Origin of the sequence: Streptomyces sp. NPDC085866, from assembly GCF_044541035.1 — a bacterium.
In the GTDB taxonomy this organism is placed as follows: Bacteria; Actinomycetota; Actinomycetes; order Streptomycetales; family Streptomycetaceae; genus Streptomyces.
On record NZ_JBITSQ010000009.1, the window covers coordinates 390,836 to 416,340 of the forward strand.

Annotated in this window: 26 protein-coding genes and 5 pseudogenes; 18 read left to right on the forward strand and 13 right to left on the reverse strand. The window is 69.2% G+C overall.

The features are described 5' to 3' along the window. The first annotated feature begins 366 nt into the window (after window positions 1–366). On the forward strand, window positions 367–2,592 hold the full coding sequence (locus tag ACIF83_RS24830) for a hypothetical protein (RefSeq protein ID WP_399730033.1): 2,226 nt from the start codon (window positions 367–369) through the stop codon (window positions 2,590–2,592). A 78-nt stretch (window positions 2,593–2,670) separates the two neighbouring features. Here ACIF83_RS24830 and ACIF83_RS24835 read toward each other — a convergent pair whose 3' ends face one another. Continuing rightward, complete coding sequence (locus ACIF83_RS24835) at window positions 2,671–3,633, reverse strand: TetR/AcrR family transcriptional regulator C-terminal domain-containing protein (RefSeq protein WP_393479835.1); 963 nt, start codon at window positions 3,631–3,633, stop codon at window positions 2,671–2,673. Between the two features lie 166 nt (window positions 3,634–3,799). On the opposite strand from ACIF83_RS24835, the gene ACIF83_RS24840 reads away from it, so the two are divergent. Beyond that, on the forward strand, window positions 3,800–4,909 hold the full coding sequence (locus ACIF83_RS24840; protein WP_399730036.1) for an FAD-dependent monooxygenase: 1,110 nt from the start codon (window positions 3,800–3,802) through the stop codon (window positions 4,907–4,909). Between the two features lie 3 nt (window positions 4,910–4,912). Here the strand turns inward: ACIF83_RS24840 and ACIF83_RS24845 are convergent. Beyond that, a pseudogene (locus ACIF83_RS24845) lies at window positions 4,913–5,052 on the reverse strand (site-specific integrase); the annotation flags it as partial. Between the two features lie 104 nt (window positions 5,053–5,156). On the opposite strand from ACIF83_RS24845, the gene ACIF83_RS24850 reads away from it, so the two are divergent. Next, on the forward strand, window positions 5,157–5,915 hold the full coding sequence (locus tag ACIF83_RS24850; protein ID WP_399730039.1) for a class I SAM-dependent methyltransferase: 759 nt from the start codon (window positions 5,157–5,159) through the stop codon (window positions 5,913–5,915). Window positions 5,916–5,919: 4 nt separating this feature from the next. Here ACIF83_RS24850 and ACIF83_RS24855 read toward each other — a convergent pair. The 3 genes and pseudogenes from ACIF83_RS24855 to ACIF83_RS24865 all read right to left on the reverse strand — a co-directional run. Further along, window positions 5,920–6,021: pseudogene (locus ACIF83_RS24855) on the reverse strand (IS5/IS1182 family transposase); the annotation flags it as partial. Window positions 6,022–6,110: 89 nt separating this feature from the next. Then, window positions 6,111–6,632 carry a GNAT family N-acetyltransferase gene (locus ACIF83_RS24860; RefSeq protein ID WP_393479839.1) on the reverse strand — a complete coding sequence of 174 codons (522 nt, stop codon included), beginning with the start codon at window positions 6,630–6,632 and terminating at the stop codon, window positions 6,111–6,113. 252 nt (window positions 6,633–6,884) lie between these two features. Then, a complete protein-coding gene (locus ACIF83_RS24865) occupies window positions 6,885–7,916 on the reverse strand; it encodes an ABC transporter permease (protein WP_399730043.1) in 1,032 nt (343 codons plus the stop codon). 72 nt (window positions 7,917–7,988) lie between these two features. On the opposite strand from ACIF83_RS24865, the pseudogene ACIF83_RS24870 reads away from it, so the two are divergent. From ACIF83_RS24870 to ACIF83_RS24890, 5 genes and pseudogenes are all read left to right on the forward strand, one after another. Continuing rightward, window positions 7,989–8,219 (forward strand): annotated as a pseudogene (locus ACIF83_RS24870) (response regulator transcription factor); the annotation flags it as partial. A gap of 237 nt (window positions 8,220–8,456) precedes the next feature. Further along, window positions 8,457–8,741 (forward strand): polyprenyl synthetase, encoded by a 285-nt coding sequence (locus tag ACIF83_RS24875; RefSeq protein WP_393479844.1) that lies wholly within the window; start codon window positions 8,457–8,459, stop codon window positions 8,739–8,741. After that, window positions 8,734–9,786 carry a polyprenyl synthetase family protein gene (locus ACIF83_RS24880; protein ID WP_393479845.1) on the forward strand — a complete coding sequence of 351 codons (1,053 nt, stop codon included), beginning with the start codon at window positions 8,734–8,736 and terminating at the stop codon, window positions 9,784–9,786. Before ACIF83_RS24875 ends, ACIF83_RS24880 begins: the two co-directional genes overlap by 8 nt. 95 nt (window positions 9,787–9,881) lie before the next feature. Then, window positions 9,882–11,042: an oxygenase MpaB family protein gene (locus tag ACIF83_RS24885; protein WP_399730047.1), complete on the forward strand. Its 1,161-nt coding sequence runs from the start codon at window positions 9,882–9,884 to the stop codon at window positions 11,040–11,042. Between the two features lie 281 nt (window positions 11,043–11,323). Further along, window positions 11,324–12,796, forward strand: coding sequence for an FG-GAP-like repeat-containing protein (locus ACIF83_RS24890; protein WP_393479850.1), 1,473 nt, complete (start codon window positions 11,324–11,326; stop codon window positions 12,794–12,796). Window positions 12,797–13,098: 302 nt separating this feature from the next. On the opposite strand, the gene ACIF83_RS24895 is transcribed toward ACIF83_RS24890, so the two are convergent. Beyond that, on the reverse strand, window positions 13,099–13,272 hold the full coding sequence (locus tag ACIF83_RS24895) for a hypothetical protein (protein ID WP_398140547.1): 174 nt from the start codon (window positions 13,270–13,272) through the stop codon (window positions 13,099–13,101). 13 nt (window positions 13,273–13,285) lie between these two features. Between ACIF83_RS24895 and ACIF83_RS24900 the strand changes: the two genes are divergently transcribed. Further along, a complete protein-coding gene (locus ACIF83_RS24900; protein WP_399730051.1) occupies window positions 13,286–14,428 on the forward strand; it encodes an ISL3 family transposase in 1,143 nt (380 codons plus the stop codon). A gap of 91 nt (window positions 14,429–14,519) precedes the next feature. Next, window positions 14,520–15,311, forward strand: a complete 792-nt coding sequence (locus ACIF83_RS24905; protein ID WP_399730054.1) for a class I SAM-dependent methyltransferase — start codon at window positions 14,520–14,522, stop codon at window positions 15,309–15,311. Window positions 15,312–15,517: 206 nt separating this feature from the next. Here the strand turns inward: ACIF83_RS24905 and ACIF83_RS24910 are convergent, their stop codons facing one another. Next, window positions 15,518–15,898, reverse strand: a complete 381-nt coding sequence (locus ACIF83_RS24910) for a VOC family protein (protein ID WP_111004697.1) — start codon at window positions 15,896–15,898, stop codon at window positions 15,518–15,520. A gap of 201 nt (window positions 15,899–16,099) precedes the next feature. Further along, window positions 16,100–16,600, reverse strand: coding sequence for a hypothetical protein (locus ACIF83_RS24915; protein ID WP_399730057.1), 501 nt, complete (start codon window positions 16,598–16,600; stop codon window positions 16,100–16,102). A gap of 348 nt (window positions 16,601–16,948) precedes the next feature. Here ACIF83_RS24915 and ACIF83_RS24920 point away from each other — a divergent pair, with 348 nt between their 5' ends. From ACIF83_RS24920 to ACIF83_RS24930, 3 genes are all read left to right on the forward strand, one after another. Then, window positions 16,949–17,512, forward strand: coding sequence for a dihydrofolate reductase family protein (locus ACIF83_RS24920; protein WP_399730060.1), 564 nt, complete (start codon window positions 16,949–16,951; stop codon window positions 17,510–17,512). Window positions 17,513–18,197: 685 nt separating this feature from the next. Beyond that, the gene (locus tag ACIF83_RS24925; protein WP_399730063.1) at window positions 18,198–18,890 is read left to right on the forward strand and encodes a thiamine pyrophosphate-dependent enzyme; all 693 of its coding nucleotides are present in this window, start codon (window positions 18,198–18,200) and stop codon (window positions 18,888–18,890) included. A gap of 38 nt (window positions 18,891–18,928) precedes the next feature. After that, window positions 18,929–19,690 (forward strand): SDR family oxidoreductase, encoded by a 762-nt coding sequence (locus tag ACIF83_RS24930; RefSeq protein WP_399730066.1) that lies wholly within the window; start codon window positions 18,929–18,931, stop codon window positions 19,688–19,690. A gap of 286 nt (window positions 19,691–19,976) precedes the next feature. On the opposite strand, the gene ACIF83_RS24935 is transcribed toward ACIF83_RS24930, so the two are convergent. The 4 genes from ACIF83_RS24935 to ACIF83_RS24950 all read right to left on the reverse strand — a co-directional run bounded on the left by ACIF83_RS24935 (window position 19,977) and on the right by ACIF83_RS24950 (window position 22,519). Continuing rightward, the gene (locus ACIF83_RS24935; RefSeq protein WP_399730069.1) at window positions 19,977–20,225 is read right to left on the reverse strand and encodes a hypothetical protein; all 249 of its coding nucleotides are present in this window, start codon (window positions 20,223–20,225) and stop codon (window positions 19,977–19,979) included. 198 nt (window positions 20,226–20,423) lie between these two features. Beyond that, window positions 20,424–21,548 carry an FAD-dependent oxidoreductase gene (locus ACIF83_RS24940; RefSeq protein ID WP_399730072.1) on the reverse strand — a complete coding sequence of 375 codons (1,125 nt, stop codon included), beginning with the start codon at window positions 21,546–21,548 and terminating at the stop codon, window positions 20,424–20,426. Window positions 21,549–21,962: 414 nt separating this feature from the next. Continuing rightward, window positions 21,963–22,157 (reverse strand): DUF6000 family protein, encoded by a 195-nt coding sequence (locus tag ACIF83_RS24945; RefSeq protein WP_399730075.1) that lies wholly within the window; start codon window positions 22,155–22,157, stop codon window positions 21,963–21,965. Beyond that, the gene (locus ACIF83_RS24950) at window positions 22,124–22,519 is read right to left on the reverse strand and encodes a DUF6000 family protein (protein WP_399730078.1); all 396 of its coding nucleotides are present in this window, start codon (window positions 22,517–22,519) and stop codon (window positions 22,124–22,126) included. Before ACIF83_RS24950 ends, ACIF83_RS24945 begins: the two co-directional genes overlap by 34 nt. 131 nt (window positions 22,520–22,650) lie before the next feature. Between ACIF83_RS24950 and ACIF83_RS24955 the strand changes: the two genes are divergently transcribed. The 5 genes and pseudogenes from ACIF83_RS24955 (at window position 22,651) to ACIF83_RS24975 (ending at window position 24,807) form a co-directional block, all read left to right on the forward strand. Next, a complete protein-coding gene (locus tag ACIF83_RS24955) occupies window positions 22,651–23,202 on the forward strand; it encodes a nucleotidyltransferase domain-containing protein (protein ID WP_399730081.1) in 552 nt (183 codons plus the stop codon). A 77-nt stretch (window positions 23,203–23,279) separates the two neighbouring features. Beyond that, window positions 23,280–23,378 (forward strand): annotated as a pseudogene (locus ACIF83_RS24960) (helix-turn-helix domain-containing protein); the annotation flags it as partial. A 118-nt stretch (window positions 23,379–23,496) separates the two neighbouring features. Continuing rightward, a complete protein-coding gene (locus tag ACIF83_RS24965; protein WP_393479887.1) occupies window positions 23,497–23,832 on the forward strand; it encodes a hypothetical protein in 336 nt (111 codons plus the stop codon). A gap of 111 nt (window positions 23,833–23,943) precedes the next feature. Further along, a pseudogene (locus tag ACIF83_RS24970) lies at window positions 23,944–24,072 on the forward strand (IS630 family transposase); the annotation flags it as partial. 78 nt (window positions 24,073–24,150) lie between these two features. Then, the gene (locus ACIF83_RS24975) at window positions 24,151–24,807 is read left to right on the forward strand and encodes a hypothetical protein (RefSeq protein WP_398140555.1); all 657 of its coding nucleotides are present in this window, start codon (window positions 24,151–24,153) and stop codon (window positions 24,805–24,807) included. A gap of 213 nt (window positions 24,808–25,020) precedes the next feature. On the opposite strand, the gene ACIF83_RS24980 is transcribed toward ACIF83_RS24975, so the two are convergent. Beyond that, the gene (locus ACIF83_RS24980) at window positions 25,021–25,389 is read right to left on the reverse strand and encodes a hypothetical protein (RefSeq protein ID WP_393480230.1); all 369 of its coding nucleotides are present in this window, start codon (window positions 25,387–25,389) and stop codon (window positions 25,021–25,023) included. Window positions 25,390–25,505: the final 116 nt, after the last annotated feature.

A 25,505-nucleotide genomic window follows, 5' to 3' on the forward strand; every position in this document is an offset into this window, starting at 1 on the left:
CTTACACGCTAAGCGGCGTTTCCGGAGCCCGCGACCTCGGGGACCGCTTACGGCCGAGGCACGGCCCGGGCGACGTCATGCGCGAGAAGTCCGCCGACGGCGGATCGGCCGTCAGGGTCCGGCTGCTGCACGGCGCCCGTGCTGCCTGCGGCGGTGGGCGGCACGCCGGCCCACTCCACCGCCGACGGCCACGGGCTTCGCGTCCGGCAGCATCCGCCGACGGTGACGGCGCGGAAACCGGCACCGGACCGCTGCGGCTCCGCAGCCCACCCTGCGGAACGAGTTCTACGACGGGGTGCACGAGCTCAGCTGAAGAGAGGGGGCGGCCATGTCGTGGTGTCGGACCCACGTGACAGGATCCACGGCATGGATCTTGCCGCCGTGCTCGCAGACCTTGACCGGGTTGCCTGGCCGGAACTCGGCCATGCCTATGGCACCGCCGATGATGTGCCCGGTCTGCTGCGCGCGGTGACACGCGCGGACGAGGAGGCTGCGGCAGAGGCCGAGGAGGAACTGTGGAGCAGCATCGTGCATCAGGGCACGGTGTACGAGGCCACGGTGGCGGCCGTCCCCTTCCTGGCTCGCTTCGCGGCGGCGGGGGTGCGCCGTGCGAACCTGCTCGGCATGCTGGGCGCCGTCGCTGAGAGTGCGGACGAGCACGGCCTGGACCAGCCTGGTGCGGCGCGTGCGGCTGTCGTCGCGCAACTGCCGCTGTTGCTGCCCCTGCTATCGGACTCCGGTGCCGAGGTACGGCAGTGCACGGCCTGGGCGGTGGCCCAGTGCGGGTCGGCGGCGGGGTCGGCCGGCTGGGCGGCGTTGCGGCAGCGCTGGGAGGTGGAGGCTGATCCGGTGGTGCGAGCGGACGTGCTCATCGCGTGCGTGCTGGTCGACAGGGACGCATCCGAGGAGCTGTGTACGGCCGGCCTGCGCATGACAGAGCCGCCGCCGGTGCGTGTGGCGGCGCTTCTGGCCTGTGTGGAGACCGGTCGCCCGTGGGACGGGGAGCTGGCCGCTGTCGTGGCGGCGCTGTCGCCGCTGGGGCCGCACACGGCAGGCGGTCAGTGGCAACGGCAGCCGCTGAAGGCCCTCGCCGTTGACCTGTACGAGCGCGGCGATGCGGATGCGGCGATCGAAGTCGTCGTCTCGGCGCTGGATCGCGCGGTGGAGGCTCTGCGCGTTGACGCGGATGCCCGGACGGCGGTGGCGGAGGCGACCCGAGCGGCCGAGTCGCTCGCCCTGCGATCCAGGACAGCCCCGGCGCGGTTGTTGCCGGCGATGCTGCCGCTGCTGAACACACCGGCCACCGCCGGCGATGTCATCACCGCGGTGCGCGACTGGGGCGAGCCCGCCCCAAAGGCGGTCCCCGCGCTGGTCCGCCTCGCCGAGGGGACAGACGAGTTGGCTGACCGCGCCTTGGCGGCACTGGTGGCACTGGGCGCGCCCGAGTCGGCGGATCTCCTCGCGCAACGGCTGGCGGACCGGCCACACGCTCTGAAAGCCGCCTTCCAGCTCACCCTGCAACGTCCCCCGGCTCCGCTGCCGTGCACTCCGGCGCTGCTCGACACGGTCCGCGCACGGCTGGCCGTAGCGACCGCCGACGCCTCAACACCTCGCGAGCGTCAGTCACTGCTGGCCGGCGGCCTCGCGGCCGCCAACGAGCCGGCCCATCTCGCCGGTCTCCTGGCCGGTTGGGGGCCTTCGGCTCGGGCCGCGATACCCGAGTTGACGGCGGCCCTGCCTCATCACGCCGTACCGGTCAGCCGTGCGCTCGCCGCCGTCGCCGATGCGGAGCTCGACCCCGGCGTTGTCACCGCCCTGCGAGCCTGCGCCGGGGCCGGCCCCAGGCCGGACCGCCAGGCGGCCGCGACCGCTCTCCACACCCTGACGAACGACGCCGGACCCTTGATCGCCGTCTTGGGGCCGGCGCTCGGCGAGCAAAGCGGTACGCGCGACCAGTGCGTCCAAGCCGCCGCCTCGGTCGGCGAACAGGCCCGCGCGCTCCTTCCCCAGCTCATGGCACTGCTGTCCGAACCGGCGGAGACCCGAACCACCATCCCCGCCGTCCGAGCGGGGTTGGCAGCGGCCGCTGCAGTATGGGAGCTGACTGGCGATCAGGAACTAGTGCTGCCCATGGTCATCGAGGGCCTGACCTGGGCCACCGATCCCTGGGGCCACCAAACCGCCAACCGCGCGGCCGAGGTCGCCGCCCTCCTCGGGCCCGCCGCGCAGCCGGCCACCTCGCACCTGCTGCCGATGCTCGACCGATCGGACATGACCGCGGTCGCCGCGCACGCACTGGTGGCCGCGCACCCGGGCAGTGACCGCCCCGCGGGTATCGCGCTCACCGACCTTGCCGACCGCATCCTGCGGTCTGTCGAGCCAGGCGCGTCCCTGAACTCCGCGCTGACCGCCCTGGAGGCCCTCGCCGCTCTCGGCCCCACCGCATTCACCCCCACCCAACTCAAACGCGTGCAGACACTTGCCAACGGGGCACGCCGCGTCGTGGGCTCGGGCATCCAGACCGAGATCATGCACAACGACTCGGAGTTCCGCGTCGTCGCCCGGCGCGTGCTGGCGGAACTGGAGCTCTGAACGGCGCGCGCCCGGCCTCGACGACATCCTGATGCGGAGTCCCCTGACACATTCCGGTGACTGAACTCGTTCACGTCTCTACGCGACGGCTTCCTGACCTTCGATGATGGAAGTCAGGCCGTCGAGGAGTGCCTTGAGGCCGAATTCGAAGAGCGCGTCGAGACGCAGGTCGTAGCCCTCCTCGAAGGATCCGACCACCTTGGTGAAGGTCGGGAAGCGGCCGGATTCCACCAGTTCTCGGAGGGCGGGGGCGCGGCTGTCCATCCACTGGTCCTCCGACTGACCCGTGGCGGCTTCGGCGTGCGCTTCCAATTCCAGGTGCACCGCCAGGCCCTGGACATGGCTGTAGAGCAGGACGTGGATGTCGAACAGCGTCGTGGGGTCGAGTCCGTGGCCGTCGAGGGCGCCCAGCACCCACTCGCCGTGGACCATCAGATTGGGTACGAGCAACGGACGCGTGAGGGAGCCGAGCTGAGCCAGCCACGGGTGCTTCTGGTACAGGCTCCACAGGGTCCGGGCACCCATCTCGATGCGAGTACGCCAATCCTCGGGGGCGTCCGCGCGGTAGGACTCCTCGCCGAACGCGGCGTCGGCCATGTGCAGGACGAGGACTTCCTTGCTCGGGACGTACCGGTAGGTCGACATCGCCGCGACGCCGAGCCGGGCCGCGACGCCGCGCATGGAGAGCGCCGAGAGCCCTTCGGCGTCGGCGATCTCGATGGCAGTACGGACGATCCGGTCGAGGTTCAGCTCCTGCTCGGGGTCCGCGGCGGGTGAGGGGCGTCTGCGGGTCGGCACGGCGGGCGCTGTCCCGGCGACGACCGTGCCGATCCGGGGCCGGGCCTCGACAAGTCCCTCCAGACGCAGGGTGGTCAGGGCCTTGGTGGCGGTGGCGAGCGCGACGCCCCATTCCTCGGCGATCTGACGGGTCGAGGGAACCCGGTCCCCGGGGGCGAGTTCACCGTCCGCGATGCGCCGCCGGATCACGGCGACGATGCGCAGATAGGGCGGATCACCGGCTGTCCCTGTGGCCTTTGTCACGCTCTGCCGCCTTCCCCTCCTGTACTAGTGCAGAGGGTAGCAGCGGCGACGTCGAACAGAAGGCCTCTGTCCTAGTGCACGTCTAGCTTTTTGCCAGTTGAGGCGGCTGTGCGTACGACGTACGTTCAGAGTGCGTACACCGTACAAAGCACTGGAGGAGCTTCTCATGCGCACCGTACTCATCTCCGGCGGCGGAATTGCCGGACCCGTCCTCGCCTACTGGCTGCGCCGGCACGGCTTTGTGCCCACCGTCGTCGAACGCGCTCCGGGCCAACGCCCCGGCGGCCAGGCCGTGGACATCCGCGGTGTCGCGCTCGAAGTCGTCGAGCGGATGGGCCTGTTGGAGCAGGCAAGCCGCGTACGGACCAGGATGCGCGGCATGTCGATACTCGACCCCGACGGCCGCGAGGTCGGCCGCTCCACCGAGGCGACCTTCAGCAGCGGCCGGCTCGACAGTGAAGACCTCGAGGTGCTGCGCGAGGACCTGGTGCGGATGGTGTACGAGCACACGCGCGCAGACGTCGAGTACGTATTCGGCGACAGCATCACCGCGCTCGACGAGGACGAGGCCGGTGTGCGCGTCGACTTCGCGCACGGACCGTCCCGCATCTTCGACCTCGTGGTCGGGGCCGACGGCCTCCACTCCACAGTACGGCGCCTGGCCTTCGGTCCGGAGGAGCGTTTCGCCCACCACCTGGGGAGCTACCTCTCGGTGTTCAGCGCGGACAACTTCCTCGGCCTGGACGACTGGCAGATGTGGCTGCGGGACGGCGACGCGGGCTTCGGCATCATGCCCGTACGCGACAACGCCGAACTCAGGATCGCCTTCGGCTTCGAGTCCGCCCCTCTCGCCCACGACCTCCGCGACGGCGGCACTCTGCGGCAGCTCGTCGTGGACAAGCTCGCGTCGATGCGGTGGGAAGGGACCCGCCTGGCCGAGGCCGCCCGGAAGGCGCCCGACTTCTACTGCGACACCATGGCCCAGATCCGCATGGACCAGTGGTCGCGGGGCCGGGTGGCCCTGCTCGGAGACGCCGGCTACTGCCCCTCCCCCCTCTCGGGGCAGGGCACCAGCCTGGCCCTCGTGGGTGCCCATGTGCTGGCCGATTGCCTTGCCCGGGCCGACGGCGACCACCGCACCGCGTATGCCCGCCACGAGCTGCGGATGCGCCACTTCGTCACCCTCAACCAGGCCCTGGCCACCGAGAATCCCGGCGGACCCGCCTCGGAGGAATCCGTCGAGCACGCCAAGAACGCACTCTCGCTGGACAGCTGATCTCCCGCCGGGACGGTACTCGTGCAGGTCCCAAGCGGTGCCCGGACCCGTACGGCGGTGTACGCGTCGAGCAAGGCGCGGGCCTGCCCGTACGACAGCCGGGCGAAGCCGGTGTCCGGGCAGACGTCACGGAGGCTGACGACCAGGCGTCCTTGTGGAGTGACGCGACGACGAATATCGTTCCGATGTATCAAATCGATATATCGGTGCGATACTTGCGGTCGTCCGGCCAACGCGGGGAGAAGCGATGAGATCGATCGACTACGACTCGGAGCAGCATCAGGACTATGCGCGCGGTCGCGCGCTGACCCAGCAGCAACTGGATGTATGGATGGGCGCTTTCGAAGCGGCACTGCCCGAACGGCGTCCGCTGGCGGGGCTGGACGTCGGCTCAGGGACCGGCAGGTTCACCCCCGCGCTGGCACGAGCGTTCGGGCCGGTCATCGGCGTCGAGCCATCGGTTCGCATGCGCGAGGTTGCGCAAGCGCAGTCCCGGCATCCCGGTGTGCGGTATCTCCCAGGCACCGCCGAGGAGATACCCGTGCCGTCCGACAGCGCCGACTACGCTCTCATGGGCTGGTCCTGGCACCACGTCCAGGACAGGCCCCGGGCAGCCCGGGAGCTGGCCAGGGTGCTCAGGACCGGAGGACGGCTGCTCCTGCGCACGAATTTCAGCGACCACCACCCCCGGCCGTGGTGGCTGGAGTACTTCCCCCGCGGTTACGAGGCGGACGCCGCGATATTTCAGCCACTGCACGAAGTCATCGAGACGTTCACGTCGGCCGGCTGGCGCGTTGCCGGCTTCGGCACGGTCACCGAGCCGTCCTCGGGCACCCGCGGCGCCATGCTCGAACGGCTGCGCCTGCGCACCCTCTCGTTCTTCGCGCAGCTCAGCCCCGACGAGCTGGAGGCAGGCTTCCAGCGACTGGAGCAGGCTGTCGCCGCAGATCCGGGCGCACCGGCACCTGTGTTCGCTGAGCCGCTGCTCACACTCGAACTGCGCTGACGCGGCTCTTTCCCTCGTCCGTGACCACTTGCCCAGGCCGGGTTCCAGGGCGGCCAGGCCCGCATCGCTCGACGCGGATGCGGGCCGTCAGCGGCTCGAACCGGGTGCCGTTGAGTGCCGGAGGCGTGCTGACGGGCTGGTACGTCCGTGGAGTCGACGCAGGCGCTGATCAGAAAGGGTCGCCCCATTTCCGGCCTACCCTGCCGTCAGGAGCTCCTTCTCCAGCAGCGTGAAGGACTTGGGCCTCCCGCTCGGCTGCGGCTTGCCCTCCTTGCGGCCCACGGGGCGGTAACCGGCTTTCTGGTAATAGGCGTTGAGCTGTGCATTGCCGGCCAAGCAGTCCAGGCGCACACATGTCCGTCCCACCGCAGCCACTCGGTGTTCCGCCGCGCTCAGCAGCAGCCTCCCCGTGCCGGGCGCGGCGACACCCCTGTCCACCATGAGACGGTGCACGTATCCGGCCACGGGCGGCTGCGGGCCCCAGGCGTCTTCGTCCTCCCACCACAGCTCCCAGGCACCGGCGATGCGCCCGCCGACCTCCGCGAGCCAGACCTCGCCGTGTGCCATGACACGGCGGAAGTGCTCCTCGCCCAACTCTCCGGGCAGCCACTGCCCGGTGATATCGCGGGCGAGCATCCAGCGTGCCGCCTCGTCGCGAAGACGGACGAGGGCAGCCAAGTCGGCTTCGGAGGCGGAGCGGACACGTAGATCATTCACCCAGAGATCTTCGCACGTCCGTCCGACGGTGCTCGTGTGGGCGAGCGAACGAGGATCTCGGTGAACCGGCACAGGGCCTGCGTGCCCTCGGTTTCGACCGACTGCTCCCGTCCGGCTACGACCTGCGTCACGCGCTGCGCCCGATGGTCCTGCCCTGGCTGCAACTAGTACGAGGCCAGGTCCTCGACGTGCTCCGAGAGGAAGCCTGCCACCAGGGCCCTGCCGGAGGACCGCCCCGACGCGACGCGGCCCTCACTCGGTATGCAACGCCCGTGCGATGGTCTGCCGGGCCGCCGCACGCGCTGGTATCACCGCTCCCAGCCCCTCGATCGCCACCCCGGCCAGCGCAGGCAGCGCCACGGTCCACGGATGCCACACGTCCAGCATCCGCGCGGGGAAGGCGAGATGGGAGCTGTGCTCGGTCATCGGGATCACCACACGGTACGCCGCGACACCCAGCGGCAGGCCCAGGATCCCGCCGACCAGCCCCAGCCCGGCCATGGACACCACCATCATCACCGTGACCTGCCGTGGCGTCATGCCGATCGACTTCAGCATGCCCAGATCGCGCCGCCGCTCCCGGGCGCTCAGCACGACCGTGTTGAACACCCCCATCGCGGCGACCACCGTCAGCATCAGGGTGAGCGTGGACGCGGAGCTGATCACCGTCACGACCCCGGCGTTCACCGAGGTCTGCTCGGTCGGGTAGAGCCCGGGATCGGCGGCCCGAACGGCCTTCGTATAGGCGCCGACATCGGCTCCGGGGGCGAGCCGCACCCAGTACTGGTTGGCCTGCGCGTCCGGTGCCAGGGCGGTCACCGTCGCCCAGTCCGCGCGCATCCAGTCCGCCGGTCCGGACATGACCTCGCCGACGAGGGTCACGCGCTCGTGCCGGCCGTTCGCCGCTGCCAGCGTGAAGGACTCACCGATGCGCAGACCGTACTTGGACAGGAACCTGCCGGAGGCCACCACCTCGCCGGGCCTGCGCATCCACCGGCCTCTGGCGTGGTCGTCCTGGAGAACGGACCGGCCCCCGCGTGCCCACTCGATCGACACGTCCTGGCTCTGCCCGAGCAACCGCACGCCGGCGAAGCCCACGCCTGACACGTCCGCCGCGTGCGGCAGCGAGCGCAACAAAGCCTGAGTCGCGGCGTCGCCGTGCTCCGGCACGGTCTGCCCGAACCTGGATTCCCCTCGCCAGACCACCACCTGAGTCCTGCCGACGCCCTCGACCGCGTCGCTGTAGGAGACCATGGTGGCCCACAGACCGGTCGAGAAGGTCACCGTCGCCACCCCGAGCAGGCCGACCGGGGAGGCCCGGCACGCCGCCCCGCCACTGCGGCAGCCGCGGCCCGCACGCCCCCGATCCACCGCGACCTGGCCCCACTGCCCCCCCGTGAACGCGAGGTGCTGGCCCTGATGGGCCGCGGGTTGTCCAACACCGAGCTCGCCGAGGCCCTCACCCTCAGCGAGGCCACCGTGAAGACCCACGTCGCCCGAATCTTCGCCAAGCTCGCGCTCCGTGACCGCGCCCAGGCCGTAGTCCTCGCCTACGAGACGGGCCTGGTCGCTCCCGGCGGCGAATGAACATCTCCGCCTCATCCGCATCCACGCTCCCGGCCGCCTGGAGGCCAACGACGTCCCCTGCCTCAATACTCTCCCCGGGCAGCGACCCCGGGGCCTGCAACAACGGTGATCCGTACGGTCAATCGAGGTGATCGCCCGATCGTGAGTTCCTCCGCCCTCGCACCCGGTCCGGCGGGATGCTCGAAGAAGCGGCGCGTGACCGGCGCCGTCCGGACGTGCTGTGGGTGGGGGTAGCGCATGACGCGAGAAACAGAATCGGGACGGCGCAGGGGCCTGGACGAGCAGGCGGTGCTGCTGGTGGCCGGGCTGGCCGATCTGGCGGTGAGCACGCTGGATTCGGCCATGGGAACGGTGCGGGGCCTGCTGCGCCGCTCGGACGCAGGGGAGCTGGCGGCGCAGGCGGAGCAGGACCTCATGGCGCGTGGGCGCCTGGTGCTGGACCGGTACGCGGCGGTACCCCCGGCCCACCTGGAGATCCTCGCCCGGCACGCCCTGGCACGACGAGCGGCGGACGATGTCTGACCGGTGGGAGGCGGAGGCGTTCAAGACCCGCGTCGACGAGGTGCTGCATCGGTTCGTCGCCCAGGAGGCCGACCAGTTCGCCGCTGTCGACCCGCTGCTGGCCCCGGTGGCAGATCAGCTCGAGGCTACGGTCGCCGACGGCAAACGGTTGCGGGCAGCGTTCTGCTATTGGGGCTGGCGTGCGGTGGGACAGCCGGACAACGACGCGCTGGTGCGGGCGGCGGCGTCCATGGAGCTGGTGCACGCCGCAGCGGTCGTGCACGACGACCTGATCGACGACAGCCCGCTGCGGCACGGGCGCCCCACCGCACACATCGCCCTGCGCGGTGCCGTACGGCACCGTCCGCACGCCGATGGCGCCGCGCGGTCGCTCGCGATGCTGGTGGGAGACCTGCTGACGGCGCTGGCCGGGCAGCTGTTCGCCACCAGCGGTCTGCCGGCCGCCTACCTCGCCAGGGCCCGCCCGTTGTGGGCGGTGATGGCCAGGGAACTGATCGCAGGGGAGTGCCTCGAAATCCTGCGCACCGGCGTCGGCCCGGACACCGAGGTATCCCTGAAGGTGATTCGGTACAAGACCGCCAAGTACACCGTCGAGCAACCCCTGCTGATCGGTGGCGCCCTGGCCGGGGCCGGTGAGCGGCTGCGCGAGGGCTACTCCGCGTACGGGTTGCCGCTGGGCGAGGCATTCCAGCTACGCGACGACCTGCTCGGCCTGTTCGGAGACCCGGAACGCACCGGCAAGGCCAGCGCCGACGACGTACGCGGACACCGGCCCACCGCCCTGCTGGCAGAGACCTGGCGCCTCGCCGACGACAACGACCGTGAACGACTCCGCACCCTGCTGGGCCGACGCGGCCTCGACGTGGCTGCTCTGGACACGGTCCGCGAGGTGATGCGCAGACTGAAGGCACCCGACCGCATCGAGGCCCTGATCAGCGCTCGGGTCGAGGAGGCACTGGACGCTCTGCACGAGCTGGACGTACCGGCGCACGCCGCCGGCGCGCTGACCTCGCTGGCGCAGTCAGCGGCGAACCGCCTGTCCTGACCCTCACACCGACGCCGCCCCCCTCGCCGACCTGAGTCGTCCCCAGCCCCTCCCGCCGCTCGCGGACGATCCCGCGAAAGACAAGGAGCCCCCTCATGACCTACACCGAAGCATCGATGGACGCCCTGCGGAACGTCGGTGACGAACTCGCCGACGCCACCGTCGCCGCGCTCTTCGAACGCGGCGAGGTGGGCACTTTCAACACCCTGATGCGCTACGTCTCCACGGCAGGCGCCCCCCTCCCGGACGGGCTGCCCGACGTGGCCCGGGACTACCTCGAGGCCACTCGTGTCCCGCCGTCCTGGGTGGACTGGGCCGAGATGGAGCAGGCTCGGCTGTTCTTCATCGACAACAACGTGCACATCTCCACCGCCCTGTCCTTCGCCTCCATGCCCGCCTGCTACGTCGTCCCGCACGTGGCGAAGCTGCTGTCCACCACCCACGGGCTGAAGTACCCGGCCAAGCGAATGGCGGAGACGGGCCAGTTCACCGTCTACCTGATGCAGCCCGACGCCTTCGAAGCCGGCAGCCGTTTCATCCCCGCCGCACAGAAGGTCCGCCTCCTGCACGCCTCCATCCGCCACCACCTCAGGCGCGAGAACCGGTGGGACACCGACGTACTCGGCACGCCGATCAACCAGGAGGACATGATCGGCGGGCAGATGTTCTTCTCGCTGCTCGTGCTGGACAGCCTGCACCGCCTCGGCATCCACATGTCACAGGAAGGCGCGGAAGCCTACTACTACGCCTGGCGTGTCGTCGGCGCCATGCTCGGCGTCGACCAGGACGCCGTCCCCAAGTCCCTCGACGAGGCCCGCCACTTCCTCGACCGCTACATGATCCGGCACATGGGCCCCTCCGAGGAGGGCGCCCACCTGACCCGGCAACTCATCGACCTCTACGAAGAGGTGGTACCCGGCACCTTCTTCGACCCGATCGTCTCCGCCCTGATCCGCCACCTCGTCGGCGACACCTGCGCCGACTGGCTGCACGTACCGCACACACCGTGGGACACCGTCGTCAAGGCCGTACCCCATCTCCTCGGCGTCCTGGAGACCATCGAGGACCGCTCCCCGCTCGGCGCCTGGGCCCTGGACCGTCTCGGCCACCTCACCACCGTGCTCGAGCTGTCCTCCCTCACCCGCGGACGCGTCATGCACTACGCCATCCCCGAACAGCTCAAGAAGGACTACGGCATCTCCAGCGCGACGCCCCGCATCCACCGGTGGACCCCACCGGCCGTCACAGTCTCTTGATCATCCCGGCGCTCGCGTGCGTAGGTGAGCAGGGGCGGGACTGCTCGCGAGCCCCGACCGCGTGGGCAGAAGCGAACGCGCCGGCGGGAGCGCACGCGACCAACTGACGCATTCGGCTTCATCGGGGCCCGGCACCACACGCGGTTCCGGGCTTACGACGTCGTGCGAGGCGTTCACGCGCCGTTCACCGCACAACCATCGGCCGTTGCCGCGTGTCTCACAGTCGAATCTCACCCGCGTGCGCTCGCGCCATGCCACCGCTCGCGCTTCAAGGAGGAACCGTGGGCATCCGCAGACCGGCCGTCACAACCGCCGCAGCCGCCGCGCTGATCGGGGCGTTCACGGTGCCGCTCGCCGGGGACACGGCGTTCGCCGGGGAGGGCGCCGCCACCGTGCGCGAGGACTTCAACGGCGACGGCTACCAGGACCTCGCCGTCGCCGCCCCCGCCGCAACGGTGGGCGGCCACTCCTGGGCGGGCTACGTCGCGATCAGCTACGGCTCGGCGAACGGCCTCGGCCCGGCTCGTACCACGGTCATCACCCAGGACACCCCGGGCGTGCCCGGTACCTCCGGCGACAACCACGGCTTCGGCTACGCCCTGATCCCCCGCGACCTGGACGGCGACGGGCTGACCGACCTGGCCGTGGTGACGAACGAGCACCAGCCGGCGAACAACATCAGCGGTTCCGTGATCGTCCTATGGGGCAGCGGTACGGGCATCTCCGGCAAGGGCGCGGCCCGCGTCCCCGCACCCGCGAACGCATTCGTCGGCGAGGACGTCACCGCCGGCGACTTCGACGGCGACGGACACACGGACCTGTTCATGCGCAACGCCGAGGACTTCGACTTCCGCGCGGTGCTCTACGGCCCGTTCGGCCGGAACGGGTCACCCGCGCGCGAGCAGCAGCTGACCGTCTTCAGCACCGACAACACGATCTGCTCCACCGCGGCAGGCGACTTCAACGGCGACGGCATCGACGACCTCGCCACGTTCTACGTCTACGAGGACCACGCCGAGGGCGGCAAGCTGTGGCTCGGCACGCGACAGGGCCTGTCCACCGTCCCGGGGCGGCTGCCCTCCGCGAACACCACCGCCGTCGGCGACTTCGACAAGGACGGCTACGCCGACCTCGCCACCAGGGTCTTCCCGAACGGTGAAACGTATCTGGAGGACGACCCGGGCACGGTCAAGATCTACTACGGCTCGCCGGCCGGGCCCAGCACGACCCGTACGAAGACGATCACGCAGGAGACCGCAGGCGTGCCCGGCGAGAGTGAGAAGGGCGACCAGTTCGGGGCCCGGCTGAGCGCGGCCGACGTGAACGGCGACGGATACGCGGACCTGGCCGTCGGTGACCCGGGCGAGGCGATCGGCTCGGTGGCGAAGGCCGGCTCGGTGGTGCTGCTCAAGGGCGGCAGGGGCGGGCTCACCGGCACCGGCGCGCAGGCGTTCCACCAGAACACACCGGGTGTGCCGGGGAGCGTGGAGAAGGGCGACCTGTTCGGCGGCTCGGTACGGCTGCTGGACGTGACGGGGGACGGGAAGGCGGACCTGGCCGCGGGTGCGCCGGGGGAGGACCTGGGCAGGGTCGCGAACGGCGGTGCGGTGTGGCTGCTGCGCGGCACGGCTTCCGGTCTGACGGCTTCGCGGGCCTTCGCGGAGAACCCGGTGGATCTGGGGGCACCGGCCGCGGGAGCGGAATTCGGAAGGAACCTGGGCGGGGACAACGGGCCGGGGCTGGTGATTCCGTAGGTCCCCTGGTGCCTCTGGTGCCTCTGGTGCTTCGAAGGCAGTGACTCGGATTCGGCGTGTGGGTTCGGCGGCCGATTACTGGTCGACGACGGTTCAGCACGGATTGATGCGGCCCAGCCATGCGTCTTGATCGTCTGCCAGTGGCTGCGTGCATCGGGGGTGTCTCTGATCTGGCTTCTCCCGCTGGGACCTGGGTGCCGGCCTCCGGGACACCGACACGGTCGATAACCTCGCGGTGGTGTGGCACGGCCACACCACCGCGACCGCGGCCAGGCCGAACTGCCGGCCTTACGGGACAGCCGTCAGGGCGTTTCTTTCGGATCACGCCGCTCCATGGCGACGTACCGGCCGATGCCCTCGGGGGTGGGTGCGGCCGCGGGCAGGGGTGCCGCGCCTTCAGGGCGCAGTCCGTGCAGGTAGACCGCCACGTGCCGGACGGCGAGAGCTGCGCCTACTTCACGAGGCAGGTGCGGCATGGGGCGACAGGCCATGGCAGCTGCGGTGATCAAGTCCTCTGCGGTGACGTCATCACGCACCAAGCGCCGCTGGCGCTGCGACGAGCTGGCGTGCCGGCGTCGCTCGTTCACCGAGTCGGTCCCGCCAGTGCCGCCACGTAAGCGGCTAACCACACGATTACGGGCTGCGGCCGGGGCGGCGGTGGCCGATCAGGGCCGCACGGTCGTCCAGGCGGCCCGCGACTATGCGCTCTCCCGGCCGGTCGTTTGCGGCGGCGTTCACCAGTCACGCCCGGGCGGTGCTGCCGGCCCAGCCCGAGCCGGTGCAGGCGCTCGGTATCGACGCGATCCGCCGAGCCGGCCGAGATGGATCCCCGACGAGGTTACCCGGATCTGGCAGACCGCCGTGGACCGTTGGCACGTCGGCTTCGTCGACCTGTCCGGCAAGCAGGGCCTGCTCGGGCAGGTCGAAGGCCGCACCGCCAGGCGGTCAATCGACTGGCTGGCCGACCGCGACCAAGCCTGGCGCGACGCGGTCCAGTACGTCGCGATCGACATGTGCACGATCTTCAAGTCGGCGATCCACCGGGTCCTGCCGCAGACCACCCTGGTCGTGGACCACTTCCACCTGGTGCAGTTGGCGAACCAGACCCTCACCGAGGTCCGCCGCCGGATCACCGTGACCCACCGCGGCCGGCGCGGCCGCAAGGGCAACCGCGAGTGGGAACTACGCAACCGGCTCACCCGCTCCGCCGTCCGGATACGCGGCGAGCACGTCGACGCTCTCCTCGACGAGCTGTCCAACCTGCCCAGGGTGATCGGCGCGCCGATCACCGTTGCGTGGAACGCCAAGGAAGACCTCCCGGACCTGCTTGCCACCGCCCGGACCCGCCTGGACCGGGAACAGGTCCGCGATCTGCTGTACCGGTTCTACCGCCGATGCGCCGACGTCGACCTTCCCGAACTGCAGCGCCTAGCCACAACGGTCGAGACATGGTGGCCAGAGATGCTTGCGTTTCTGCACACTGGGATCACCAACGCCGGCTCCGAAGGCGCCAACCGGGTCATCAAGACCATCGCCCGCGACGCCTACGGCTTCCGCAACCCCGGCAACCAGCCCTTACGCACCCGCTGCGCGACCACCCGTCGAGCCCGTGGACACCTCGATGCCCGCTAATTTCGTTGAGCCCGCACGATGCAATGGTATTGGCTAGCGGCACCGAACTGTCAGTACCGCAGGTCCGCTTGGCTGTAGCAGGGAGTTAAACGTGCAGGACATTGTCGTCGACCCCGTTGGTCACAATCGGGCAGCCTGGGACAAGTATGTCCAAGAGGGCAACGAGTGGTCGAGGCCGGTGAGTGCTGAGGAGGTCGAGCGCGCCCGCATGGGCGACTGGTCGATTGTTCTCATGGGGCGTCAGCCAGTCGACCGCTCCTGGCTGCCGACGGACCTGACCGGCAAGGACGTGTTGTGCCTGGCCTCCGGCGGTGGCCAGCAGGGTCCGATCCTCGCCGCCGCAGGGGCGCGGGTCACCGTATTCGACAACTCACCCCGTCAGCTCGGCCTGGACCAGATGGTGGCGGCGCGCGACGGACTCGAGCTGCGCACCGTCCTGGGCGACATGCGCGACCTCAGCGCCTTCGGTGACGCAACATTCGACGTCGTATTCCATCCGGTCTCTAACGTGTTCGTACCAGACTTGGCACCGGTGTGGCGTGAGTGCTTCCGCGTCCTGCGACCGGGCGGAACTCTGCTCGTGGGCTTCCTCAACCCTGATGTGTACTTGTTCGACCACGAGGCGCTCGACGAGCGCGGCGAGCTGATCGTCGTGCACAAGCTGCCCTACAGCGATGTCACGCAGTACTCCGCCGAGGAACGCGCCACGAAGTTCGGCGCTGATGCCCCTCTTGAATACAGCCACACCCTCACCGACCAGATCGGCGGGCAACTCGCCGCGGGGTTCGTCCTCACCGGCTTCGCGGAAGCGCCGCACCAATCCAACGCATCCGCTCAATACATGTCGAACTACTTTGCGACGCTGGCGGTCAAGCCGGGCTGACCCAGCCGTGGGGCCGGCCGAGACGGCCGTGTCTCCGAATGGCCAAGTGGAGCGCTGTGCCAGCCCGACCCCCACCAACTTCGCTGAGCCGGGTTACGGAGGCGAGATCGAGTACGGTCTTGGCGACGAGGCCGTAGAGGAGGCCGGGCCAGTCGGTCTTGCAGATCCTCTGGAGGCGCTAGGGCCGCACCGGGGACACAGAGCCGTCAGAGCGGGTTGAGGCGGGCCTTGAGCAGGCAGAACTCATTGCCTTCGGGGTCGGCGAGAACGTGCCATTGCTCCTCGCCGGTCTGGCCGATGTCGGCCGGGCGCGCCCCGAGCTTCAAGAGGCGTTCGAGCTCGGCGTCCTGATCGCGGTCGGTGGCGTTGACGTCGATGTGCAGCCGGGACTTCCCCGGCTCCGGCTCGTCCCTGCGGCTGAGGATGATCGTCGGCTGCGGGCCGCCGAACCCTTCGCGCGGCCCGATCTCGATGCAGTCGTCCCCTTCGCGATCGAGCACTACGAAGTCCAGGACCTCGCACCAGAACCGCGCCAGCACCTCGGGGTCGCGGCAACCGAGCACGAGCTCACTGATACGACATGCCATGGACGAAACCTACTCTCAGCGTGGGAACTGCCGGGGCGGCCGCGCGCGGAGCTCTTGGGCTCCCCGCAGTGGGAACGCGCTCGAGACCGTATCGGGGGAGGCGAGCAGGTGCGAAGGGTTTTTGGGGTCCTCGCCTCGCCCGGCCGGCCGCCGGGCGAGGACCGTAGGCCGCGCAGTGGGGCAGCTGACTTCGGATGCGCCCTAGCTAGGGAGCAGCAGGTGCGGGGCACGGATGCCGAGGATGCCGAAGACTTCGTCCTTCGCCGCACCCCGCAGCTCCGTCATGAAGGCCGGGTCCACTCGGCCGGTCCTGGCCCAGATCCCGCCAAGGGACTCCGCGCATTGCTGTGCCAGCACGCTGGTGAAGGCCTCGGCGCGAATGATACGGATCAGGCACGTTTCGACGAGCGGGTCGGAATGGAACTCCAGGTCCATCGCCGCGTCGGACTTCTCGTCCTCGCGCGCCGTCGGGTCGTCGAGGATTGCGACGAGCAGAGCCGCGCGTTCCTCGGGTGAGATCCCCTCCTGGCTCTCCGCCGCGTGTTCGGGCGAGGTCTCATCCGCCGTAAGGGACCGCTCCTTTCTGAACAGCCCTTCCAGCCAGACTTTCAACTGGAACGCCTCCTCGACCCCGCGCACCATGCCCGTGCCGATCCCGCACCCCACCGGCGACCACTTCCACGATCCCATCGACCACGGCATTGTGGACATCGTAGGCGACGGTCGCGATCAGCAGCTCGTCGCCGACGTGCTCGATTGCGACAGAGGCCAAGGCGGGTTCCGATCGCGCAAGTTGAGCGAGTGGCGGTGCCGATCAATAAAATTGACCGCAGCGTGCCAACGAGCGGTGCAATTCTGTCGCACCTGTCGGTCTTCGGAAATCCTGACGCCGTATTTTTACTCCTCAGCATCCGGTAATCGTGACTCACTGAGGTTTTCTCAATGAAATGATCTCGTGAGGTGACTCGGCCCAGGGGATCCCGCGAGCCGCTATGGGCATGCGGTGTCCGGCGGTCGTACTGTCGATCCCGTTACCGAGGAGGACTTCTGATGCGCAGGGTGACCTATTCGATGGGAGTCTCGCTTGACGGCTACATCGTGGGGCCGGACGGTGACTTCGGCTGGACACCGCCCGACGAGGAGGTCTTTCGCTTCGTCACCGACGAGATTCGAGAGGTCGGTGTCTACCTGTTGGGGCGACGGCTGTACGAGACGATGTTGTACTGGGAGACCGCCGACCAGGATCCATCGCTCGACGACTCCATGCTCGAGTGGGCCGCGATCTGGAAGCCGCTGCCCAAGGTGGTGTTCTCCACCACGCTGCCGGCGGTGCAGGGCAATGCCTGCCTGGTCTCCGGCGGCCTGGCGGAGGAGATCGAGCGGTTGCGAGCCGAGCCGGGGGAGGGTGACATCGCGATCGGTGGCGCGACTCTCGCCGCCGAGGCCGCCGCGCTGGGTTTGATCGACGAGTACCGGGCCAGGGTCTACCCGGTGCTGGTCGGCGGTGGTATTCCGTTCTTTCCCCAGCACGAGCGCCGGGTGGATCTCGAACTCGTCGAGACCCGCACCTTCAGCTCGGGAGTCGTCTACCTCCGCTACCGCGTGGTGCGTTAGCCGGCTCGTTCGCCGGGCCCCAAGGGTCGACCCGTAAATGATCTTTGACATGGTCAGGGTCCGTCGTCTTCGTGTTGCCGACGGCGGCCTTGGCGCCGGATTCCGCCCAGGCTTTGCAGTCGTTGCGGTTGATCATCTCGCTGGCGATCGATGTCGCTACGGTCCACGACCTGGAACCAGCGTGCGAAGGACCGCGTCCCGGTCTTCAGGTCACGGTGGCGTGTCAAAGGGGAATCCAGAGTGCAGCGACAGACTCGACGCTATGTCGATGGGGCGGTCCGGACCGTGCCGGCCGCATGTGCAGTCACCTCCGTCACCGGCTGTGTCGCCTGGGGAGGGGGCCACGAGGAGCGTAGACCCGGTGCCGCAGCCACGGAGTTCACCGTGGTTCGCGGAGATCAGCGACGTCATCGACGCATACGAGGCAGATTCCCCGGTTGAGGACGCCGACTCCTGGATTGGCCCTGATACCGACCTTCCCCGCAGCCTGTCCGACACGGCCCGTGTTGCCCTCCTGCCTGACCAGCTGCGTGCAGGGCTGCACGCCAACGACCCCAAAGACGGCGACGGTTACGTTCCCCCCGGCCTCCCGCTACCCGGTGACCAACTGCGCACCGCCTGAGCTAAAGATCATTTACGAGACATCGGCTTCGCCGGCTGAGTCAGGAGACGGCCCAGGCCGCTGATGAGCGCCGACGCGTCCTGTGTCGGCAACGCTGGTACATCACCCTGCACGGTCCCGCCTCATGAGCCAGATTCCTGCGTTTGGCGGCTTTCGCACGGCACCCTCCCACTGTGGACTGCAAGGGCCCGCACCCGGCGGGCGCAGCGTCAAGGAGGGCCGGATCGTGGCTTTCGCCGACTACCAGGACGAGATCTACCTGGACGGGCTGCGGGGCGTGGTGCCGGGGCTGCCCATGACCTGCGACGAGCTGCATTCAACCGGACCGGCTCGTTCTTCGCCACGGCCAGCGGAGGCATCGGCTGGGGCACCCCGGCCGCCGTGGGTGTCGCGCTCGGCGACCGGGACCGGGGCGCGGAGCGGCCGGTGGTCGGTCTGATCGGCGACGGCTCCTTCCAGTACTCCGTGCAGGCCATCTACACGGCGGCCCAGCACAACCTCCCGATCGTCTACGTCGTCATGCGCAACCACGAGTACTCGATCCTCAAGTCGTTCGCGGCGCTGGAGGAGACCCCGGGCGTTCCGGGACTCGACCTGCCCGGACTCGACGTCGCCGCCGTCGCGCGCGGCTTCGGATGCCGAGCCGTCGACGTGGAGACCACCGAGGACCTGGAACGGGAGTTCAAGTCGGCTCTGACCGCCGGCACCACCACCGTCATCGTCGTACCCACACAGCCCCAGACGGCGATGCTGTAGGACACGTGGTCAGCACCCCCTGGCAAGGAACGGAAGTCATGGACTTCGGACTGGAGGGCCGGGTGTACATCGTCACCGGTGGCACCCGCGGACTGGGCAAGGCAGCCGCGCGCGAGCTGGTGGCGGACGGCGCGAGGGTGGTCGTCAGCGGCCGCAGCGAGAAAACGGTGGCCGCTACCGAGGCGGAGCTCGGCGGCCCGGGGCAGGCAGTGGGCGTCGTGGCCGACAACGCCGACCCCGGGGCTGCGGATCGGCTGATCGCCGCGGCCCGCGATGCGTTCAAGCGGCTGGACGGGGTGCTCATCAGCGTCGGCGGGCCTCCGGCAGGTACGTCGGACACCATCGAGGACGACCAGTGGCGCGCCGCCTTCGAGTCGGTCTTCCTCGGTGCGGTGCGGCTCTCCCGCGCCGTCGCCGCGAAGCTGGGCGAGGGGGGTGCCATCGGCTTCGTCCTCTCCAGCTCCGTGTACGAGCCGATCCCCGGCCTCGCGATCTCCAATGCGCTGCGGCCGGGCCTGGCCGGGTACGCGAAGAACCTCGCGAACGAGCTGGGTCCGAGAGGCATCCGCGTCGTCGGCCTCGTGCCCGCCCACATCGAAACCGACCGGGTGCGCGAACTCGACGCGCGCGCCGGCGATCCCGCCGCGGCCCGCGAGCGCGCTATCGCCGGCGTCCCACTGCGCCGCTACGGAGCCCCGGACGAATTCGGCCGCAGCGCAGCCTTCCTGCTGTCGCCCGCCGCGTCGTACCTCACAGGTGTGATGCTGTCGATCGACGGCGGTGTACGCAAAGGCTTCTGACCGAGGCCACGGCGAGCCACACGACGGAGCCTGTGAACTGTCTGCTCAGGGCCCGGCATGCCATCAACCGCGACGCCTCGGACAGTGGAGGCGACGCGACTGGCCGCGGAGCTGTCCTCAACTGTCGCCCGGGTCTCCGGCGTGGACGATGCCGGACCCGGGGCACCTGGGATCTCGGCAGGTGGCGGCCCCTCGCCGTACTTGGCGAAGAAGGGTGCGGGGTCGACGTCGGTGAGCGCGGCCCTGACCCCGCCGACGGGGTCCGCGATGTACTGCTGATGGACGGTCATGTCGTCACGGGTACGGATCCGGCCCATGTGGCCGCCGACGTGGTGCTTCCACGGGTAGACCAGGACCTTGGCCGGGCGGCGATGGAGCTGGGGACGTCCTCGTTGAGATTGAAGCTCTGGAACGGCACCCAGCCCGGCAGGTTGATGTCGACCAGCGTCAGCGTGCCGTGGTCCGGAAAGTGGATGTAGATGTTGTGGGAGAGGGATGACCCGCCGAGGTGGTCGGCGTGGTAGTGCGAGTACACGGCGGGATCTCTTGAAAGCGGCCAAATCTCACCGACAAGCAGCCGACACCGAATGGACAGCCCCGACACACGTCCGGTACCACGGCATTACCGCCCGCTCGGCGTGAGTGGCTTCCGCGGCCGGCGGAGCGAAGGTGCCCAGGCGGTGAGGGGTGAGCGAGGACGGGAAGCAGAGCATCGGTGCGGGACTTGAGCGGCTCACCGGCCCTGCTCGAACATGGTGATCAGGCGCTGGGGCGCGTCATCGCCGAAGAGGAGGTCGTTGAGCTGGACGCCTTCGGCGGCGGCTGCGGCACTGCGGGGGAACATGGCCTGCTCGTATCCGCTCAGCGCGGTCTCGACGTCATCGGGGTGCGCGGCGATGGCCTTGCCGAGTTCGGCGCCGTCGTACATGGCCAGGTTGGCGCCTTCGCCGTTCGGGGCCGCGAGGTGGGCGGCGTCGCCGAGCAGGGTCACTCCCGGCGACCGGTCCCACCGGTGCTCGATCGGCAGGACGTGGAGGGGCCGCAGGACCGGTGTGGTCTCGCTGTCGGTGATCAGTGCGGTGAGCTCCGGTGCCCAGCCGTCGAACTCCCGCGCGATCCGCGCGGTCGCCGCGGCGGAGTCGGTGAAGTCGATGTCGGCGAACCACTCGAGCGGCCTGGAGAGCGCCACATAGGTGTGGAGGGTTCCGCCTCGCTCCCGGTGAGCCTGGATCCCCTTGCCCGGCGCGAGCGCGAACAGCGAGCCGCCGCCGACCGCCTTCGCGGTGGCCGGGTGCCGGGTGTCGCCGTCGAACAGATAGGTCTCGACGAACGACCTGCCGGTGTACTCGGGCGTGGCGTCGCAGAGCAGCGGCCGGACCCGGGACCAAGCACCGTCCGCGCCGACCAGCAGACTCGTGACGACGGTGGCGCCATCGGCGAAGGTCACCTCGTGCCGGCCCTCGCCCAGAGCACGGGCACTGCTGACCTTGTGACCCCACCGGACGGTGCCGGCCGGGAGCGAGTCGAGCAGGATCTGACGCAGCTCGCCGCGCTGCACCTCGGGGCGCTCGCCCGTGCCGTCGTCGGGCACGTCGACCAGAACGGTCCCGTCCGGTGCGAGGAACCGCGTCGCCTCGCGGCCGTCCAGGATCAGACCGCGGAACTCGTCCATCAGGCCCGCCGCCTGGAGAGCCGGCCGGCCGTTGTAGTCGTGGATGTCGAGCATCCCGCCCTGCGCGCGCGCCCTCGGGGAGGACTCCGCCTCATAGACCGTGGCCGGGATTCCGTGGACGTGCAGGACGCGGGCGAGAGTCAGGCCGCCGAGTCCGGCACCGATGATCGTGACGTCATTGCTCATGGTGACTCCTTGCCTGTCGTACGCCTGCCGGACGGGCACCCGGCAGGATCTGATGGAAAGGTGCCGGACCCCGCCGACAAGCCGCCGACACCGGACCGACAGGCCCCCGATACGTGCCGGCCAGGTCATCTCCCCCAACCGACGCCGGACTTCGGCGGCCCGACCTCCTGGGGCCGCTCCAAGCTGTCAACCCGGCAATCGGTCAGCCTGCCGCCCTCCGAATCCGCGGCGATCGGAGCGGGAGTTCAAACCGCAGATGGGGCGCAGCCCAGCTGTGGGAGTCGAAGGATGCGGCACAGCAGCCGCTGCCCAGCAAGGCCCCCGAGCTGATCGGTTGACCGGCGGCTGAAGCTCTCTCGTTCGGCGTCGAGGCCACGGTCGACACATCGGCAGGCTTGCTGTCACCAGGGAGCGCTAGAGCACCCGGTGTGGTGGACCATCAGTTGCAGTGGGTGATGTACCGCGCCGGACTCTCCCGTGGCGCCTGGACACGCTGCCTGAGGGCGTGCCTTGGAGCCACTGATGCCAGGGGCCGCTGGGGGCCAGAAAGCGCGCGGCCTGGTCGGCGCCGAGGTTCAGGTCGATGTACAGCAGCGCACCCAGTGCCACAGGCTGGTCGTAGGCGAGGTCGGGACGACGGAGGTAGCGATCGAGGTGTAGGCGGCCAGCAGGTCAGCGTCATCCGGCGTGCCGAAGGTGGCCAGGGTCACGCAGTACACCAAGCCCGCGCAGCAGACCTCGCTGGCCGGCAGGAGATCTTCCAGGCGCTCGCGGAGCTCGGTTCGGCCCGCTCGCCAACATAAGTGACCAGCGGGCAGGGCCTCTTGAGTGCGCCTCCAGGGCCTCCTCGCTGCAGCCTTCTGCAGAGGTGAACGAGGCGCTCCGCCACAGTAAGCACCTGCCATGTTTCCCCCGGACTCATGCCAAGTAGCTTGCTTCGCAAGTGACAACTGCCATGCCTCGGCACACATGCTCAGCGCCTGCGGGACACGTCAGACGCAGTGAACGAGGTTGCTAGTGCCGCATCAGACAACGTTCGCCCCCTTGTCGCAGATGGAAATCGAGCTGTTGAGGTTGGGGTTGCCGCGTAGCCTGCACGGTTGTGGACAGGGATCGCAGCGCTCGGCAGCTTCGGCTGATCGGCGAGACAGTGGAGATCGCGAAGGCCCTCGGTGTGGAGGTGTGGCTCCGCGGGGGCTGGGCCATGGACTTCTTCATCGGCGAGGTCACGCGTGACCATGTGGACATTGACTGGTTCGCCTGGGCGGATGACGCCTCCGCTCTGGCTGACGGGCTGCTGTGTTCCGGCTATGAACCTCTGTCCGGGGCGCCTTCTGACCAGCAGCTCGATTTCTGCAAGCAGAGGGTGGAGAGTAGTTTCGCCCTCTTGAGTAAGAACCGGTCCGGCGGCGTTGTGGTCGCTGGCGGGCCCTGGGCGGGGGAGGTGTGGCCGGAGGGCATGCTCGATGCTCCTCCTGGCCGTATCGGGGCGCTGCAGTGCCGGATCATCAGTCCCCGCGCCCAGATCGAAATCAAGCAGATGATGCCGGTCTGGGTTCCGGGCCGACCTCGCCGGAGGAAGGACGCCGAGGACGTCACCCGGCTGCAGGAAGCTCTGGGAGAGCAGGACACCCGGCCCGGCATGAGGGCTTGAAGACGCGCAGCAGCTAACGTCTGCGCGTGGCAGAACGGGTGCGTTGACGTGAGAGCGATGGCGATGAGGGCCAGTGGCTGCTGAGAATCGTTCGCCGCGGTTCCGGCTCGGTGGTGACCTGGCGGCGGGCTCAGATGGTGCTGCCGGCGGCCCAGGGCATGCCCGTGGCGAAGATCGTTCGACCTACAAGGAGCAGGGCACCATCATCTGGCGGAACAAGCACGCCGCCGACGAATGCCTTCGCCGGATCATGGACAGGGTGAACATTGCCTGATGCGGCGCTAGTGTCCGACAGTGACCTTGACGGACCTGAGGAACGGCTTTCGGGACGATGATCAGCGGCGGCGCGTCCAAGCGGTGATCCATGATCGCCTTGCGGACGACCGCGAGCCACAGGAGTGCCGCTACCTCATGCGGTTCTGGTGGCAGCTGCGCATGCCGTACCGAGAGGTATCGTGGGAGCAACTCAGCCTGAATGTCGGCAAGCCGAAGCTGGACGTGCTCAAACAGTTGATCAGCGCCATCCGGACGTCCCCTGCCGAGATCGACGCGTGGGTGGCCACCACACAGGACGCCTTCCCGGTGATTCAAGACCGTGGCTTCCGGGCGGTGTCGGGCGGTGAGAGCTAGTGCTGTGACCGGGAACCTTTGCAGGGTTGATCGTTGCGCTGGGTGCCAGTGAAGGCGTTCGACAGGGGGCGGGTATGGCATCACCGGAGACGGCCACCACCCGGCCCACCGCACCTGCGCTGGCGCAACAACAACGCCCGCCACCCCGACGTCCTCGCTGCCCAACGACGCGAACGCGCCCGCATCCGCAGCGAGAAACACATCCGTTGGGGAGGCAGACCCCTTCGGCTTGCGGCCTGACCTGGCCCCCGGGGTCACAGCACCAGATCCTCGGAAGCTGGAAGGGGTTGCCCTCTTCCCCCGAGATACGCTGCTGCGATGTCTCGATCAGTCGAAACCGGATCAGTGTTGTCTCCCGTCACCGCGGACGACGTCGACCTCGCCGTGCGGCTCGCCGTGGGCGTCCTTCGGGACGCACCCCCGGAGGGGTGGGGCGGTAAGGCCGGTTCGCTGGAGTGGGACTGCTGGGAGACCGCCGAGCACCTCGCCAACGACCTGTTCTACTACGCCGTGCAGCTGGGGCCGCAGAGCCCACCGCTGGACACCCATGTGCCCATCGCGTTGAGCCAGAAGAGGCCAGACGGACCCACGGTCTTCCTCTACGCGGACCGTGATGCGGGTCCGGCCGGCCTGGTGCAGGTGCTGGAGGCGTGCGGCGCGCTGCTGGTCGCCATGGTGCGTACCACGCCGCCCCGGGTCCGCGCCCACCACGCCGCCGGGGTGTCGGACCCCGAAGGCTTCGCGGCGCTGGGGCTGCAAGAGACGCTGGTACACATGCACGATCTGGCGGAAGGCTTCGGGCTTGCCTGGACCCCGCCCTCCGCTCTCTGCTCGCGGGTGCTCGCCCGTCTGTTTCCACAGGCTCCGGGCGGCGCGGATCCCTGGCTCACCCTGTTGTGGGCCACCGGCCGCGCCGAACTGCCCGGGCACCCTCGTCTCACCACGTGGCGCTCGGACAGCACACCGCGGTCATAGGAGCGGATCGGCCTCAGCCGGGGCCAGGCTGATGATCGTGCCCCTACCGCGGCGAGAGCACACCGGGCCACCCGTCCCAACCGGCAACCCGGCGAACCTATGCGGTCACGGCACTAGTGCTGTGACCGGAGACGATCACCGAGCTGCTGCCGGCTCATCGCCGAGGTATCGAATCATCATCACCTAGTACTGCAGTGCGACTTCGTGATCCAGCTAGGCGTCGAGGTAGTGGTAGTCCCCTTCCGGGAGGCCGATCACCAGGCCGCCGTTGTGGACCCTCCACTCGCTCATGCCGTCGACGTCGTGGCTGACCAGAAACAGCCCCCGGGGCCTCTCGTCGTACTCGTCATCCTGGTAGGAGGCCGGGATCCGGGCGATCTGACGCAACCTCTCCTCGAACCAGTCGAGGGACACCGCGCGGATGTGGCCCCCGTAGAAAGCCCACCTGACGTCGTTGTACTGCCGAGCGGGGAAGGCCCAGCCCCCGCTGTAGGTGTGCTCCGGATCGTCTGCTTCCACGATCTCCTTGATCTGGGCCAGCTGTCCGTCGTCACACTCCAGCCAGCCCCTGACCGAGACCATGGTTCCCACGGCGGTTGCTCCTCATGCGTGTGGCGCGCTGTCCTGGCGCACGGTTCCTATGCGCTTGCACGCTAGGGGTGACCTGCTCTGTCGCGCAAAGGGATTGACAGGTGGAT